Source organism: Streptomyces sp. NPDC055025 (assembly GCF_053608565.1).
The window spans coordinates 104,663-120,217 of the sequence record NZ_JBSGVS010000012.1 but is presented as its reverse complement, the minus strand read 5'-3'; the positions used below and the strand labels follow the sequence as shown (position 1 = coordinate 120,217).

Annotated in this window: 16 protein-coding genes; all 16 read right to left on the bottom strand. The window is 68.7% G+C overall.

The window, feature by feature from the left end; genetic code table 11:
* Positions 1-133 precede the first annotated feature (133 nt).
* Entirely contained in the window at positions 134-643 is a 510-nt protein-coding gene (locus ACWGDX_RS10460) for a hypothetical protein (protein ID WP_453624158.1), read from the bottom strand.
* A 39-nt stretch (positions 644-682) separates the two neighbouring features.
* Positions 683-2,398: a polymorphic toxin-type HINT domain-containing protein gene (locus tag ACWGDX_RS10455; RefSeq protein WP_453624157.1), complete on the bottom strand. Its 1,716-nt coding sequence runs from the start codon at positions 2,396-2,398 to the stop codon at positions 683-685.
* A 263-nt stretch (positions 2,399-2,661) separates the two neighbouring features.
* Complete coding sequence (locus tag ACWGDX_RS10450) at positions 2,662-3,330, bottom strand: OmpA family protein (protein WP_453624155.1); 669 nt, start codon at positions 3,328-3,330, stop codon at positions 2,662-2,664.
* The gene (locus ACWGDX_RS10445; protein WP_453624154.1) at positions 3,330-3,926 is read right to left on the bottom strand and encodes a hypothetical protein; all 597 of its coding nucleotides are present in this window, start codon (positions 3,924-3,926) and stop codon (positions 3,330-3,332) included. The genes ACWGDX_RS10450 and ACWGDX_RS10445 overlap by 1 nt, the downstream gene beginning before the upstream one ends.
* Before the next feature lie 29 nt (positions 3,927-3,955).
* Complete coding sequence (locus tag ACWGDX_RS10440; protein ID WP_453624152.1) at positions 3,956-4,612, bottom strand: pilus assembly protein TadG-related protein; 657 nt, start codon at positions 4,610-4,612, stop codon at positions 3,956-3,958.
* Positions 4,609-4,845, bottom strand: coding sequence for a hypothetical protein (locus ACWGDX_RS10435; protein WP_405984938.1), 237 nt, complete (start codon positions 4,843-4,845; stop codon positions 4,609-4,611). The genes ACWGDX_RS10440 and ACWGDX_RS10435 overlap by 4 nt, the downstream gene beginning before the upstream one ends.
* Positions 4,846-5,069: 224 nt before the next feature.
* On the bottom strand, positions 5,070-6,152 hold the full coding sequence (locus ACWGDX_RS10430) for a response regulator (protein WP_453624150.1): 1,083 nt from the start codon (positions 6,150-6,152) through the stop codon (positions 5,070-5,072).
* A 75-nt stretch (positions 6,153-6,227) separates the two neighbouring features.
* The gene (locus tag ACWGDX_RS10425; protein WP_453624198.1) at positions 6,228-7,520 is read right to left on the bottom strand and encodes a sensor histidine kinase; all 1,293 of its coding nucleotides are present in this window, start codon (positions 7,518-7,520) and stop codon (positions 6,228-6,230) included.
* Positions 7,521-7,712: 192 nt separating this feature from the next.
* Entirely contained in the window at positions 7,713-8,603 is an 891-nt protein-coding gene (locus ACWGDX_RS10420) for a DUF5936 domain-containing protein (protein ID WP_453624148.1), read from the bottom strand.
* A 15-nt stretch (positions 8,604-8,618) separates the two neighbouring features.
* Positions 8,619-9,560, bottom strand: a complete 942-nt coding sequence (locus ACWGDX_RS10415) for a type II secretion system F family protein (RefSeq protein ID WP_453624146.1) — start codon at positions 9,558-9,560, stop codon at positions 8,619-8,621.
* Positions 9,561-9,725: 165 nt separating this feature from the next.
* Positions 9,726-11,066 (bottom strand): CpaF family protein, encoded by a 1,341-nt coding sequence (locus ACWGDX_RS10410; RefSeq protein WP_363079961.1) that lies wholly within the window; start codon positions 11,064-11,066, stop codon positions 9,726-9,728.
* Positions 11,067-11,182: 116 nt separating this feature from the next.
* The gene (locus ACWGDX_RS10405; protein ID WP_453624144.1) at positions 11,183-11,575 is read right to left on the bottom strand and encodes a TadE family protein; all 393 of its coding nucleotides are present in this window, start codon (positions 11,573-11,575) and stop codon (positions 11,183-11,185) included.
* 2 nt (positions 11,576-11,577) lie between these two features.
* Complete coding sequence (locus ACWGDX_RS10400; protein ID WP_453624143.1) at positions 11,578-12,003, bottom strand: TadE/TadG family type IV pilus assembly protein; 426 nt, start codon at positions 12,001-12,003, stop codon at positions 11,578-11,580.
* Positions 12,004-12,034: 31 nt separating this feature from the next.
* Positions 12,035-13,285 (bottom strand): AAA family ATPase, encoded by a 1,251-nt coding sequence (locus tag ACWGDX_RS10395; protein WP_453624141.1) that lies wholly within the window; start codon positions 13,283-13,285, stop codon positions 12,035-12,037.
* 7 nt (positions 13,286-13,292) lie between these two features.
* Positions 13,293-14,003, bottom strand: a complete 711-nt coding sequence (gene cpaB / locus ACWGDX_RS10390) for a Flp pilus assembly protein CpaB (protein WP_365902643.1) — start codon at positions 14,001-14,003, stop codon at positions 13,293-13,295.
* A gap of 383 nt (positions 14,004-14,386) precedes the next feature.
* The gene (locus ACWGDX_RS10385; RefSeq protein ID WP_453624139.1) at positions 14,387-15,265 is read right to left on the bottom strand and encodes a hypothetical protein; all 879 of its coding nucleotides are present in this window, start codon (positions 15,263-15,265) and stop codon (positions 14,387-14,389) included.
* Positions 15,266-15,555: the final 290 nt, after the last annotated feature.

Here is a 15,555-nt window from a genome sequence, read left to right as displayed (position 1 = left end):
GTCCGGTCCCATTCGTCCCACGCCCCGTCTCCCGCCGGTCCCGTCTCACAGCTCGCGGCTCCCGGCTCCCGGCTCCCGGCTCCCGGCTCCCGGCGGTCCCGTACCCGGCCCCCGGCGATCCCGTACCCGGCTCTCACTCGTCCCGCAGGACCGTGGTCACTGCGGGGACGGTGTCGCTCCCGTACAGCTCGGTCCAGCGCCTCTCGTCGGCCTCGTCGCCGATCCTGATGCCGAACGTCCAGGTCGGGTCGAGGAACAGCGTCCGGCCGCCCTCGAAGTCCAGCGCCAGGCATCTGCACTCCACCCCGGGGGCGGAGTGGACGCGCACGCGCAGGCAGCGCAGTTCGTCCCTGCCGTCGCCGAAGAGCTGTTCGCCGTACGAGGCGACGATCACCTCGTCCTCGGCCTCGGCCAGCGTCCCGATGTCGTCCCAGCCGACGGACGGCACCCGCGCGCAGCCCAGCCGCTCGAACTGGCCGAGCGACTCGAACCTCAGCAGCCCCTCGTCCAGCCGCAGCCATACGGCCACCGGCTGGGGCCGGAACTCGGCCACGGCACCGTCCCGGTCGATCCAGCCCGGGACGAGGACATCCCGGACATGGTGGTCACGGAGTGCCTCCTCGACCGTCGCGCGCGCACTCATCGCGGCGGCCTCCTCAGCCCCGTTGCCCAGTCCATCCCGTCATCCCTTCTTCCCCGGTGCCTTCTTGGTGATCTCGATCGAGGTATCGAGTCCCTCACCGCTCCGGAGCGCGGTCCAGAAGTCGCCGTTCTCCCTCAGGACGATGGTCACGCCCCTGCCACGATAGATCAGCCCTTCCGGCTCGCCCTTCTTCAGCGTGCCCTTGCCGACGAGCTCGAAGGTGCCGTCCTCGATGGCCCCGGCGATGTCCTCACGGAACCGCGGGCCGTCCTCCTTGAGCCTCCTGTACCTGGTGCCCAGGGCGTCCTCGACAAGCTTCTTGTGGCGCAGGAAGTGGTCCTTGAACTTCCTCGCGTCACCCTCGCCGACCGTCGGCTTCCTGGCGGACTCGGCCTCTTCCGGCGACATGTCGCAGTCGTCGTTGTGGACGAGCACCGCCGAGGAGCCGACGAAGACGTAGTACGTGTGGATGCCCGCGACGGTGAGGTCATGGGTGGTCCTGGGCTCGGTGTAGCGGCCGACGGCCACGACGCGCGCCGCCGCCCCGGACGGGGTACGCAGTTCGTCACCGGGCACGATCTCGCCGGCGTCGGCCCAGCGGGCCCGGTCGCTCAGCCAGAACGGGTGGGTGTCGGTCGCCGTGATCACCGCGGGGCCCGAGGCCGTGGCGACCGTGAGCCGGGTGAAGTCCTTGTCGTCGTGGGTGGTGATGGTCCGTACGACGGGCCGGGCCCGTGTCACCCCGGTCACCGGGTCCGTGGCCAGGACGCGGGTGCCCACCGGGATCCGGTCGATGGCCATACGGCGGCCGTCGGCGAGCAGCACCGGGGTGCCGGGCAGGAAGCTGTGGCGGACGGGACAGGCGACGGGCTCCTTGTCCGGCTTCTCCTTGTCGCCGTCCCCGGGTTTGTCCTTGTCGCCGGCCTTCCCGGCGTTCTCGGCGTCGAGTCTCCGTTGCGCGTCGGCGAGTCTGTCCTCCGCCTCACCGACCCGCTTGCGGTTCTTGATCAGGCCCCTGATGCCGTCGTACAGATCGCCGCCGTGCTTCTTCAGCTTTCCGACCAGTTCGACGGCCTTCTTCCACTTCCACGGCGCCCCGTACTTCGCCGCGAGTTTGCCGACGGCGCCGCCGACAAGGCTGAGCAGCACATTGACGAGGGTCTCCGTGCAGGCGCCCATGTCGCCCTTGGTGACACAGTCGAGGGCGTCGGTGATCCCCAGCTCGTCGGCGAGGATCTTCGCCAGCTCCTCGGCGGCCTCCTTGGCCTTGTCGGAGTCGGTCCGCTCGGCGGCCTGGGCGTCCTGGAGTTCCTTGAGTGCGGCCTCGTAGTCGATCTGGGTCGGGGTCTTCCCGCCGGTCTCGTCCGGATCGCCTTCACCCGGATCCCCTTCGCCGGGATCGCCTTCACCCGGATCACCCTCGCCCGTACCGATGTCGTCCGTACCGCCGGTGCCACCCGTGCCACCCGGGCCTCCGGTGTCGGTGGCCGGGTCGCCTGCCGGGTCGTCCGCGCCGGGACCGTCCTGTTCGCCGACGGCCTCGGTGTCCCCGCCCCCGCCCCCGCCGCAGTCGCTCCCACCGGTGATCCGGCACACCTGCGTGCTGATCCCCTCGGCGATGACCGGCCCGGCCCCGGTCGCCACCAGCGCGCCGACGATCGCGGCGACGACGACCACCAGACCGACGTACTCGATGGCTCCCTGACCCCGCTGCGCTCCGCGCAGTCCCAGCAGACGCGTGTCCGTACGCGGCATGACCCGCCGTACGCGACGACGAAAACGACGCACTACCCCCAGTGGCGACATGAAAGGAGGTTATGTGTCCATTCCTGTACGGTCTTGGGCCCTGGGGCCCAAGTCGGGACTCAAATCCCCTTCCGCGCAAGGGCCATGATCACGGACACGGCACGCCGAAGGGGCCCGGTCCACGCGGACTTCGCGGTGGACCGGGCCCCTCGGCCGTGGCATGCGCGTACGGGGCGTGGCACCTGGGGCGTGACAGGTGCCATGACGGAGCGTCAGCTCTGCGAGCCGCCGCTCCCCCCGCGCGGGAAGGAGACCTCCACGCGACGGTTCTTCTTGCGGCCTTCCTCGTTGCTGTTGTCGGCGATCGGGTACTGCTCGCCGTACCCCCGGATCTCGTAGGTGATCCCGGCCGACGCCAGCTCCTGGTCCAGCACACCGTGCACGGCTTCGGCCCGCTGCTTGGAGAGCACATCGCCGTGCGCGGCCGAGCCGAGGTTGTCGGTGAAGCCGAAGACCCGGACCTTCGACGCGCCCTGCAGCTTGATCTCGTCGGCGATCGCGGCGATACGGTCGTTCGCGGCCGGCGACAGCCTGGCACTGTCCTTGCCGAAGAGGACCTCGGCCTGGAGCGCGAACTTCACGGTCTGGTTGGTGTCCTCACGACGCTCCTCACCGCCCTCGGACTCGACGACCGAGATGATGTCCAGCACCTTGGCCGGGGCGAGCGTGGCACCGCTGCGGAGCTTGAGACCGGGGGAGTTGCCGTCCACCTCGGGTGGTGGCGAGGTCGACTCCGTGCCCGGCGGAATACTCGGAGTCTCGTCGGCGCGGGCGCCGGCGGCCATGGTGAACTGCACACTGGTGAAGAGGACGGCGGCGGCGACAGCCGTGACCGCCGGACGCCTGGAGACCCTGCGTACGCGGGACGTCGTGGCACCCATCAGGAGATCGCAATCGTGGCGTTCGGCATCTGGGGAAGCTGGATGTCGACCTGGGTCGTGGAGTCCGGAGGCGCCGGGAACTGGGCGAAGATGGAAATCTTCTCATTCGCCTTGATCGCCACGATCCCCGTGGTGGTCAGCGGATGGCCTTCCGTGTCGCGCAGCACGTAGTAACGCTTCTTCTCCGCCTTGTCCACGACCGTGAAGCCCGCCAAGGACCTTCCCGTGCGCACGACTTGCGTTTCCTTGCCGTTCCAGCTGATCGGCGCGTACTGCTGAGAGGAACTCGTATTCGTGAGGGTGCCGCTCACGGTGAGAAAGCCGCCCTCGTCGCGCTGGGCGGAGTGGATGACGATTTCGAGTCCGTTCGCGGCGCGCATGGTCGCCAGGACCTGGCTGGTGTCCGGTGACTCGCCACCGGCGCCGTCGTCCTTCGGCGTCTCCTTGCTCGGCTCGGCGGACGCCGAGTTTCCGCCGTCCTCCGTGGCGCCGTCCCCCCCGCCACCGCCGCAGGCCGTCAGAGAGACGGTCAGCGCGGTGGCCGCGAGGGCCACCGCCGCAGCCCTGCGCGCCTTCGCTCCGTGCCACATACTCATGAGTGCCATTCCTTTGCGTTCGCTCGCGGTCAGTCCTGGGCCAGTCGGACGGAGAATAGAACGGCCATGTCCGGGAGAAGGTCAAGATGCTCCGGATCGATGTCCCAGTCCGTGCCGCCGTCGCAGCGGAGCGTGCCCGGTGACACCGGCTCGGCGTCGTCCGGGTTCTCCGGCTCCTCCCCGTCCTCCGGCTGCTGCTCCTCCTCGGCGGGATCGAAGTCGCACCGGGGGTTGACGACCGCCGTGGCTCGGGCCTCGGCGTATTCGTCCTCGGTTCCCGGGAGGATGCTGGCGCCCATCGGTTCCTGGCTGACCACGCCGACCGTGAAGCCCCAGCGGCCGTCGGTCAGCGAGCCGCACTCGCCCGGCTGCACATCGGCGCCGTTCTCCTCGGCGAAGCGGGTCGCGGCCTGGCAGCCGTTCCACGTGCCGATCGGATGGCCGTTGAAGACATCGTCGAGGAATCCCGGGTCCAGCAGACCCCCCAGGAGATCGCCACGGAACAGATCACGTGATTCCTGGGCCGCCGCCAAAGCGGCGGCGTCCGCCGCCGCCTGAGCGTCATTGCGTGTCGCACCGGCCTGACCGACCGCGAAGAACGCGAGCGCGAGAAAGAGCAGGCCCGCCACCATCGTGATGTAGATGGGAGCGGCCTGCCCTGACTCACTGGTCGAACGGTGGGTCACTCGCCACCGAGGATCTCGCCGACCCGAGTGGTCAGACCCTCGGCGATGGTCTCCGCCACACCCGAGCCCACCAGGGCCGCGATGATCAGCGCCACCAGCACGATCACACCCACGTACTCGACGGCGCCCTGACCCTTGTCGCGACGGGCCTTCATCGCCGTGACGGCCGTGTTCGCCCAGGTGCCGACGTAGATCTTGGTGGCGGTGGCGGCCTTCAGCGTGATGTTCGACATGGTGTTCTCCTCCGGTGTCGGCCGGCCGTCTACCGGCCGACTCGTACGAGTCTTTGATGTCGTTCGCGCTTCCGACTTCCTCCTGGCCGGTGTCGCTGGCGACATGAGAAAAGTACGCCGGGGAGGCATCTCCCGCCATGGGCCTCAGGGCCCAACCGCGGGCCCAATACGGGGATTGGGCCCTGCCCTCCGGTGTCCGCGTGCCCCGGGAGTCCCCTATGCGCTCAGCCATGGTCGGCCGACCTCCCCCGGGTGATCCCGTGCCAGAGGGCGATGGCCTCACCGCGGCTGCCCGCGTTCAGCTTGGCGAAGATGCGGTTGATGTGGTTCTTGACGGTCTTCTGGCTGATGAAGCAGGCGGCGGCGATCTGCTGATTGGTCATGCCCGACGCGATCAGATCCATGATCTCCACCTCCCGCTGGCTCAGTTCGGAGTACAGCCCCTCAGGGAGCGCCGTCTGCTGCCCCTGAGAAGAATATCCCACACCAGCTTGCGAAAGCAAAGACCCTGAAGAAGATTGTTGTGAATTCAACCCTTGGTCAACATGCCCTGGCGGAGCCTGGGTTGCCGGGAAGGGCGGCAGCCGGCCCGGCATCGTGGCATGTGCAGGTGCAGATGGTTGAATCGGTACCGCGGGCAGATAGCCCGAGCCCGTGAACGCCGTGCCCAGGCCCTCCGGCAGACGCGCCGCCCCGCCGTCGGGCCCGGCACCGTTGCGTACCGTCGCCAGCAGCGCGCTGGAGGCGGAGTAGGTGAAGTGGGCACGGCCCTGCTTGATGTCCCGTACCGCGTGGACCAGTTGGTCGGCCGTGAACTCACCGTGGACGAGATAGCCGCCCGCGCCCAGCCTCAGCGCCTCGTGGACGATCTCGCTCTCGCGGCTGTACGTCATCATCAGGACCGGTGCCAGCCGCACCAGATGCGGCAGCGCGGAGATCCCGTCGACCCCCGGCATCCGTACGTCCAGCAGAATGACATCGGGGCGGTGCCGCACGGCCTGTTCGTACGCCTGGCGGCCGTCCGAGGCCTCCGCGACGACCTCCAGGTCGTCGCGTCCGGAGAGCAGGACGGTGAGCCCCGCCCGTACCACCGGGTTGTCGTCGGCGACCACGACGCGCATCGGCGGCGCGGTCGGCGGTGTCAGGGGGAAGTCGGGGAGTTCTCCGGATGCCGCGGGCGGCCCGGCGGTGGGGACTCCCGCGGTGTGTTCCGAGCTGAGCGGTGTGGCGTGCGAGGACGTGTGCTGGGACACATGGGACTGCTGTGTCCAGTGCTGCCCGGAGCTTCTGGAGATGTCGTCCGGCATGGCTGCGGCCTCCTCTCAAGGTCTATGGGGACGGTGGATGGGATCTGTGCTGTGCGGTACGTGGATCCTTCGGCGTCAGTTCAGTTGTGGGGCGGGCTGCGGGGTCCACTGACCCTCATGGGTAGGTCGCAGAGCGGTGAGCGGCAGTTCCAAACGCACCTCCGTGCCCTTCGCGGCACGGCCCTTGCCGATCCGGATCCGCGCTCCGATGGACGCCGCCCGCTCGACCATGCCGACCAGACCGAAGTGGCCCGCCCGGCGCAGGTCGTTGAGGGTCGTGCCGGGCGGCAGACCGTTCCCGTCGTCGTACACGCTGATCCGCAGCAGATCGCGGACCACCCCGGCCGAGACATTCACATACGTCGGATTCGCGTGACGGTGCGCGTTCTCCATCGCCTCGCTGGCGATCGTCAGGGCATGCCGGGCGACGGCGTGCGGAATGGGCGGTACGGACACCTCGCCGATCTGCCCGAAGGTCGCCTCGACGCTGTGCCGGCGGGCGAAGTCCTCGGTCCGGGAGCGCAGTTCGGTCAGTACGTCCACCCCGCCGTCCAGCCCCGATTCACGCCGCAGATCGGAGAGCAGCTCCCGTGACTCGGCGGCGGCGCGCCGGGCGGAGCGTGCCACCAGCTCCGCCTGGTGCTTGACGGTCAGGGGATCCATACGGTCCGCCGAATGCGCCAGACCGTCCGCCGCCATGGCCAGACCGTGGAGCGTCTTGGCCACCGAGTCATGCATCTCCCGTGCCAGCCGTGCTCGTTCCTCCTCGACCGCGCCGTGCACCGCGAGCCGGGCGCGGGCCTCGGTCAGGGCATGGCTGGCGGTGCCGAAGCCCAGCATCAGACTGCGCAACGTACTGCCGATCGCACCCGCGATCACGCAGAGGCCCGGCAGGAGCAGGGCGTTGAAGCCGGCGTCCGCGTCACTGTTGACGACATAGGCGGCGGCCACGATCAGCGACTGGAGTACGGCGAAGAGCGCGGCGCCGCGCCAGCCGTAGACCAGTCCCGCGAGCAGCGGAGTGCAGATGGTGACATAGGCGAGTGTCGAGTCCGGCGACGCCGTGATGAGCAGCAGCGCGCCGAAGAACATGTCGACGGCGAGAAGAACGGGGTGCCGCAGCAGGACGGGCCCGAAGCGTTCCCAGTCGCGCAGCAGGACGTAGGAGAGCATGAAGGTCACGAGCACGGCCGAGCCCACGAGCCAGGTCGCGAGGCCCGGCGCGGTACGGGCCAGGGCGAAGGGGGCGGCGAGCGCGATCATCGCCAGCCGGAAGCCGAAGACCTGACGGCACAGCGCCTGGAGGGCGTTGACCTGGATCGGCAGCGAGGGCACGTGGTTCGGGGCCGCCGTGGCCGAGCGCGGCATCTCATTGGTGTTTCCGCCTGTGAGTGTGAGTGTCTTCTGACCCATGGAGATCACCTCCCCTTCGGACGAGTGCGGTCGGACGTGCGGTCGGGCGGTACGGGCGGGTTGTGCGGACGAGTTGTGCGGTCGGGCGGTACGGATGGGTTGTGCGGTCGGGCGGTGCGGACGGCTATGCGGTGGCGCCCTGTCGGATCACCCGGAGAGAATGCTCCCGAAGTCGACATCGGAGCCGTAGTAGAAGCTCAGGACGATCAGGATCATGGTGGCGGGCAGCATCACCATGGTCACCACGAGCGTGCTCTTCGGTACGGCCTGGGCGGCGCTGCGGCGGGCGTTCTGGGCGTCCGCGCGGCGCATGTCGTTGGCGATCTGGATCAGTGTGTCGACGATCGGGGCGCCGAGTTCCTCGCCCTGCTGGAGCGCCGTGACGAACATCGACACCTGCTCCGACGCGTTGCGCTTGCGCAACTGCTCGAAGGCCTCGCGGCGGCTGACGCCCATGTCCATCTGGCGCAGGGTGATGCTGAGTTCGTCGGACCAGGGACCGGTGTACTTGTCCGCGACACGCTCCAGCGCCTGACGGAAGCCGAGTCCTGCCGAGACGACGACGGCGAGAACGTCCAGGAAGTCGGGCAGAGTGCGCTCGATGTCCGACCTGCGCCTGCGGATGGCGGCCCGGATGATCACATCGGGCCAGACCAGACCGTACGCGAGGGCGACCACGGCTATCACGGTCTGTCCCCGGGAGATCATCGCGAGCGCCGCGAGCGCGCCCAGGGCTCCGTAGACGGCCCTGCGGGCGGCGAAGCGGTCGACCGTCATACCGCCCGGGTTGCCCGCCATGTCCAGCCGGCGGCGCAGGGCCTCGACCCTCTTCGGGCCCATCATGCTGAGCACGCTGGGTGCCCAGCGCATACCGAGCCGGTCGATACCGGATCCCACGGCGGTCGTACGGGTGGCGCCGACCTCCAGGGCGAGCGCGAGATCTCCCGGAAGGCGGGCGTCCGCGCGGTACATACGGATGCCGTGGAAGGCGCCGTACACGGCGAGTCCCACGGCGAGTGCGAGCAGAAGTCCTGTCATCTCTCTTCTCCCGCCTCAGACCTGGACCCGGGACAGACGCCCGATCAGGAGATAGCCGACGGCGTACAGGGCGAACGCGATGCCGGTGCCGAACTGGCCCAGTACCGAGCCCGTCATCTTGTCCAGCGCGCCGGGTGTGGTCGCGTTGATCATCAGCAGGAAGCCGAGGCCCAGCAGGGGGACCGCGAGCGCGGTGACCTTGACCTGGGAGAGCATCGTGGTGACCTCGCGGCGGGTCTCCTTGCGTTCCTCCAGGGTCTCCGTGAGGTTCCGCAGGGAGGTGACGACCTGGCCGCCGGCGCGGCTGGAGAGGACCAGGGTGGTGACCAGGACGACCAGTTCGCGGGACGGGAGGCGGTCGGCGAGTTCACCGAGCGCGTCGTCCAGGGAGTGGCCGATGGCGAGCTGGTCGGCGACCCGGCGCAGCTCCTCACCGGCGGGGTTGTCGAGTTCCTCCGCCGCCATCGCCAGTGCCGTACGCATCGCGAGCCCCGCCTGGGTGGCGTTGGCGAGGACGCGGGTCAGTTCGGGGAGCTGGCTGATGAAGGCCTCCGTACGCTTCGTCCGCTGCCAGTTGAGGAAGGCGTTGCCGCCCCACACACCGGTCAGCGCCGCCAGTACGCCGAAGTACGGGGCGAATATGGCGCCGACGACGAAGTACAGGGCGAGCAGACCGGCCACCACGTAGACGGCGTACTCGCCCGGTGTCAGATCGAGGCCGGTGGCGGCGATCTTGCGTTCGATGCGCTTGCCCAGCTTGGTGGTGCGCAGCTGGCGGTCGATACCGACGAAGCGACGGCGCCGGCCGGTCACGTTCGCGATCTGTCCCGTGTGGGACATGCGCTCGACGAGCGCCTCCCGCTGGGCCTTGCCCGACGAGTAGACGTGCACGCCGATGACGGCGAACACACAGGTGAGCAGCGTGACGCCGATCGTCAGGAGCGGGAGATTATCCATGTCGTGCGGGGACCTTCTCGATGGACGGGGATGGCGGCGGGAAGGGGACGGGTTCGGGGGGAGGCGGGTGCGGGGTCGGCGGGTGCGGGACGAGGCCGGGGAGGCGGGACGGGTCGGGTCGGCGGGGGCGGGACCAGGTCGCGGGCGCGGGGTACGGCAGCGTTGTCAGGCCGCCGTTTTCCTTACGGCGAGCTTCTCCTCCGAATCGGCGACCCCGAAGGCCGGTGGCACGGGTTCGCTCTTCAGATAGAGGCGTTCGGCGATCCTGCGGGGCAGCGGGTAGTACTCGAACTTCCCGTAGATCCTGCCGTCCGTGGCCATCGGCTGGGCGAGAAAACGGCAGACGGAGACGATCCGGTACTCCTCGCGGCCGTGCGAGTCGACAATGGCGATCTCGGTGACCCGGCGCGAGCCGTCCGCGTGCCGGGTGAGCTGCACGATGACATCGACGGCGCTGTTGATCTGGTCCTTGATCGCCACGAACGGGATCTCGACCTCCGACATGGAGGCCAGGGTCTGGAGTCGCATCAGCGCGTCCTCGGCGCTGTTGGCGTGGACGGTGGCGAGCGAGCCGTCGTGACCGGTGGACATCGCCTGGAGCATGTCGAGCGTCTCGCCGCCGCGGACCTCACCGACGATGATGCGGTCGGGGCGCATACGCAGGGAGTTGCGTACGAGATCGCGGATGGTGACCTGGCCCTTGCCCTCGACGTTCGCGGGCCGGCTCTCCAGCGTGATCACATGGGACTGCTGGAGCTGGAGCTCCGCGGAGTCCTCGATGGTGACGATGCGCTCGCCGTTGGGGATCAGTCCGGAGAGCGAGTTCAGCAGGGTCGTCTTGCCGGTGCCGGTGGCCCCGGAGACGATCACATTGAACTTCGCCCGCACCAGCCCGGCCAGCAGGACCATCATCTGCTCGTCGAGCGAGCCGAGACTGATCATCTCCTGGAGGGTGAAGGCCCTCGGGAAGCGCCGGATGGTGAGGATCGGCCCGGTCAGCGAGAGCGGCGGGATGATCACGTTGACCCGCTCGCCGGACGGGAGACGGGCGTCCACCATGGGATTCGCCTCGTCCACACGGCGGTTGACGGTGGAGACGATGCGCTCGATGGTCTGCATGAGCTGCTCGTTGGAGGTGAACCGCATCGGCAGCATCTCCAGCCGGCCACCGCGCTCGACGAAGACCTGCTCCGCGCCGTTGACCATGATCTCGCTGATGGAGGCGTCTTCGAGCAGCGGCTCCAGGATGCCGAGGCCGAGGGCCTCGTCCACCACCCGGCGGATCAGCTGGGAGCGTTCCACGGTCGAGAGGACCGGGCCCTCCCTGCTGATGATGTGGCTCAGGACCCGTTCCAGCCGGGCCCGGCGCTCCGCCGCGGCGAGCGCGGACATCTCCGCGAGGTCGATCTCCTCCAGGAGCTTGGCGCGGTAGACCCCGACGAGGAGACTCTCCTCGCTGTGCCCGTTCGTCGGCTCGGGGCTGTTGATGCGCGCCCGCAGGCTCATGTCCTCAACTCCCAGGTTCTGCTGGTGTGCTCTGATGTGCTGGTGTGCTCTGGCTGTGCTGGTGTGCTCTGGTGTGCTGGTTCGGTGCCGTCGTACGTACGGCCCGTCCCGTCCCGTCAGTCGAGGGGCATCGTGGTGCTCCTCTCGGCGTCGGGGAACGTGAAGACCGGCAGGATCGCCGGGATCTCTATGCGCGCGGTGGCCGTGATCTCGTCGCCGGCCGACGACGGAGGGTCGATGGTGACGTCCAGCCAGTCGCTCACGGCGGTCTCGCCGGCCGTCTGCGGGTCCGTCGTCGCCTCGTCGTACGACGCGGCGCGGGCGGCGGCCCGCGATGCCGTGCCCGCCTGCTGTACGGCGTACGCGGCGATCCCGAGCTGAATCGCGGCGAGGGCCACGAAGAGCAGCAGGACGATCACACCGACGTACTCGATGGCCGCCTGGCCGCGCCCGCCCTCGCCGCGCGCCGCGCGCTTCCTCGTGGTCCGCATGGTCAGCGTGGTCCGCATGGTCAGCTCTCCCTCACCGCGGAGGCGTGGGCGGGGACATTGATCGGGATGTTGACGCCGGGGAAGAACAGCGGGAGGTCGAGTGTGAGATCCACCCTCACCAGATCGCCGTCGGGCTCGCACTCGATTTCCCCGAGGTTCCAGGGCCCCGGCAGATTGTTCTCGGCGGCTTCGGTGCACTCCGCGACCCTCGTACCCGGCACCGCGACCGTCGCGGCCCGCACCGCCTCGTCCGCCGCGTTCCCCGCGAGCGAGAACGTGTAGCCGACCAGCGCCGCCTCCCAGAGCAGGATCACGGTGGCCAGGATGATCGGGACCATGCCCGTGAACTCGATCGCGGCCTGGCCCCGGTCGTCGTACGACCGGTCACCCGGCCGCGCGTCGGGGCCCTCTCCGTACTGTCCGGCTGCTCTTCGTATGACATTCATGGTTCAACGTGCCCCCTCCGACTCGTCGGTCCTACGGCTTCGATCGTCCGCGAAGGGCCCCGACCGATCCGCGGTCTCCCTTGAACTTGCCTTGTTTCTCGCTGCCTTCGGGCACCTTCACCAGACCCAGTTCGCCCGCCAGTCCCCACATGGCCTGCTTGACCATGGACTTGGACTCCAGGTCCTGCATCCGGCCCGCGTCCACCGCCGGCTGCAACTCCTTGAAATTGGCCGGGATCACCACCTTGGAGACCCGTGTGCCGGTGATGCGCTCGATCAGCGGCGGCTGGATCTCGGTGTTCCTGTTGTAGCGGTTGACGACCGACACGGTCTCCTCCGCCTTGCGGATCTGGAGCCGGTCCCAGAGCCGCACCATGCGCTTGGCCGCGCGGACCGAGACCACATCGGGCGTGGTGACCAGCAGGGTGGTGTCGGCCATCTCGATCGCCGCCGCGTTCGCGCTGTTCATCTGGGTACCGCAGTCGATGACGACGACCTCGTAGCGGTTGCGCAGCGCGCTGACGATCTGCCGTACGGACCGTTCGTTGACCTCCTCGCCCCGCTCCCCCTCCCCCGGCGCCAGCAGCAGACCGATACCGCTCGGATGGACGAAGACCGCGTCCTGGAGCACCCGGGGAGATATGTCCTGGATGGTGGCGAGGTCCACGATCGACCGGCGGAACTGCACATCGAGGTACGAGGCGACGTCCCCGGCCTGGAGATCCAGATCGGCGAGGGCGGTGTTCATGCCCGACGCCCTGGCCGCCAGGGCGAGCTGGACCGCTATGAGGGTCGTACCGACACCGCCCTTGGAGCCGCTGACGGTGATCACCGTGCCGCCGGGGCCGGTGAACACGTCGCCGCCCTGCCCGAGATGGCGCCGCACCCCCACCGACCAGCCGGCCGCGGCCTGGACGCGCTGGGCCAGTTCCTCGTACGAGAGCGGCAGCCCGACCAGGCCGCGGGCGCCCGCGTCCATCGCGGCCGAGAACAGGACGGGGCTCGCGTCCGTGGTGACCAGGATGACCCCGACGGCGGGGAAACGGAGCGCCACCTCCCGGATCAGTTCGAGTGCGGGTACGGGACCGATCCGTTCATGGACCAGCACGACCTCGGGCAGTTCGTCGATCGACTCGGCCGCCAGCCGCCCCAGGGTGTCGATCAGGGAGGTCGAGTCACCGACCGGCGCGGCGGGCTCCGCGTCGGGAAGCTGGCTGAGCAGGGTGGTGATGGACCGTGCGGCGTCGGCGTCGCCGACGACCGGGAGGATTCTGGTCGTCATTCGTCCCTCACTTGTCCCCTTCGAGGGTGTAGGTGCTCTCCCCGGGGCGCAGCGTGGTCGGGCTGCCGTCGGCGAGGAGCGCGAGCCGTACGTGCTGGGCGAAGGACTCGGCGTACGCGACGCGCTGGGCGTCCTTGGTCTTCAGCGCGAAGGTGATCGGCACGGCCTGCTTGACCCCGCTGCGGTTCCTGTCGTTCTCGTCCGGTTCCAGCGCGGTGAGCCGGCCGACGTCGATGACCTTGGCGTTGGGGACGATGATCCGGGACTGGGCCTGCGCGCCTTCGTTGTCGGCGGCGAAGGTGGCGAAGATATTGACCAGATCGCCGGGGGTGATCTTGCCGGCGACCCCGGTCGCCGCGTCGATCATGATGGCGATCTCCTGCTCGTCATTGGCGAGCGCGGGCCGCTTGACGATCATGTCGTCCTGGAGCAGCGAGCCCTTCTTGAGCTGGTTGACGGCGATCTTCCCGCTGACGACGGCCAGATCGGTCACCGCGTTGTCGGAGAGCCACCGCTTGGGCATGGTGATCTTCTCGAACTGGTTCACCTGGAGCGGTGTGTACGGCGCCACGTCCTCTTTCAGCCGGTACGCGGCGACCTCGGGGCCGACCTTCGAATTCACATCGCTGATCACCGAGAGGACACCGGCGAAGGCGGCGAAGGCGCAGAGCACCGAGAGAAGAAGAAGTATGACGCCGCGGCGTTGCCGTGAATTCATGAGCGGGACAACCTCGTTCGGAGACGTGAGAGTGAGAGTCGGTGGGTAGGGGCCCTGGGCGGGAGCCTGCGACTGACGACCCGTGGACCACGGTCTGCTGGGTATGGAGCCTGTTGTGCGTGGACGGCGTGCTGAGCATGGACGGCGTACCGGGCGTTGACAGCGTGCTGAGCGTTGACGACGTGCTGAGTGTTGACGACGTGCTGCGTGCGAGGACCTGTTGAGCTGAGGACCTGTTGAGCTGTCGACGGCCTCCGGCCGGCGGTCCGCGACTGCCGGACCGCGACCGAGGACCCATGATGTACGGGACGGCCCGCCGGTGAGGGCCCGGGGTCCGGGGAGCCGCCGCGGCCGGTCCCGGGGACCCGCCGGCGCTCGCGGATTCACGTTCCGTGCTGGATAGGCGCTCCCTGGTTCAGGACACCGGACGCCCGGCTCTGGCTCTCCGGCGGGTTGAGCGGCGCCGAGCAGAATCCGCAGCGGTCACCTATCAGTTCGATACCGCACCAGGAACACACCTCCCGCCGGACGGAGGAAACCAACTGATAGAGAACGGAGATATCCGGAAGGAAAGCGGCGAACTCGATCATTTTGGCGGTTCCCCACCAACGCGGCGAGTCGGCCAGGAGCGAGATCTCCTGAATTCCCTGGATCCGCCAGGCGGGTGCGAGCGTGGCTGTCACCCAGTCCGACTGCAACTGCCCCTTTCCGACCACCAGTTGAGTACCGAAGTCCGGACCGGTCAGTTCACCGCTGCCGATCTTGATCAATTGAGGTTCGGGGTTGGCGAGGACGCCGAACTGGGAGCCCGGCACCCATGACTTGGCATGGGACTTGAGGCTCACCGGCACCCGGTCGAGCTTGGCGACGGAGTTGAGCAGCGCTCCGGAGTAGATGTAGTGCGAGAGCAGCCGGGCGGCGGAGGCGACGATCCCGGCACTGAAACCGGAGATCGACAACTGCCGCAGCTGGCGTACCAGTACGGCTACACCGAGCGGCGGCAGATCGAGCTTGATCAGGGCGATCCGGTCACTCTCCAGGACGGACCTGACCGTGTGCAGCCGCCGTTCATGAGCCGCCGGGATCGATGCCGGGTAGAGCCCGACGACATAGCCGTGCTGCTCCACGAGCACCTGCATATCGGCGAGCGCGGCGTCCAGGGGCTGGGCGTCGGGCGACTGTAGCAGCGCCGCGGTGGGCGTCTGATGGTCCGTCGGTGGTAGCACCAGATCGGGACTGGTGACTGCGATCGCGGTCGGCACGCTGGTTCCCCGTTCGGCTCCGGCCGTCGGAGTCCCGGCGACCGCAGATCTCTTCTGCTCCGTGCTTCTGCCCCAGCACTTTATCCACGTCGTACGACGCAGAGAACACCTATCAGATACCGGTGACCCCGTTCCCCGGTGGCAAGCACCGGCAAACTCGGGCGAAGCAGTCACCTGTTCACCCACGTTTCAAGAAATATTCCATTCAGCCGAATTCCGCATCCAATCCCGCCACTTTGGGCCCGGGTTGGGCCCAGGGACCCACGCCCCCGCTCTGCCCACACTCGTAC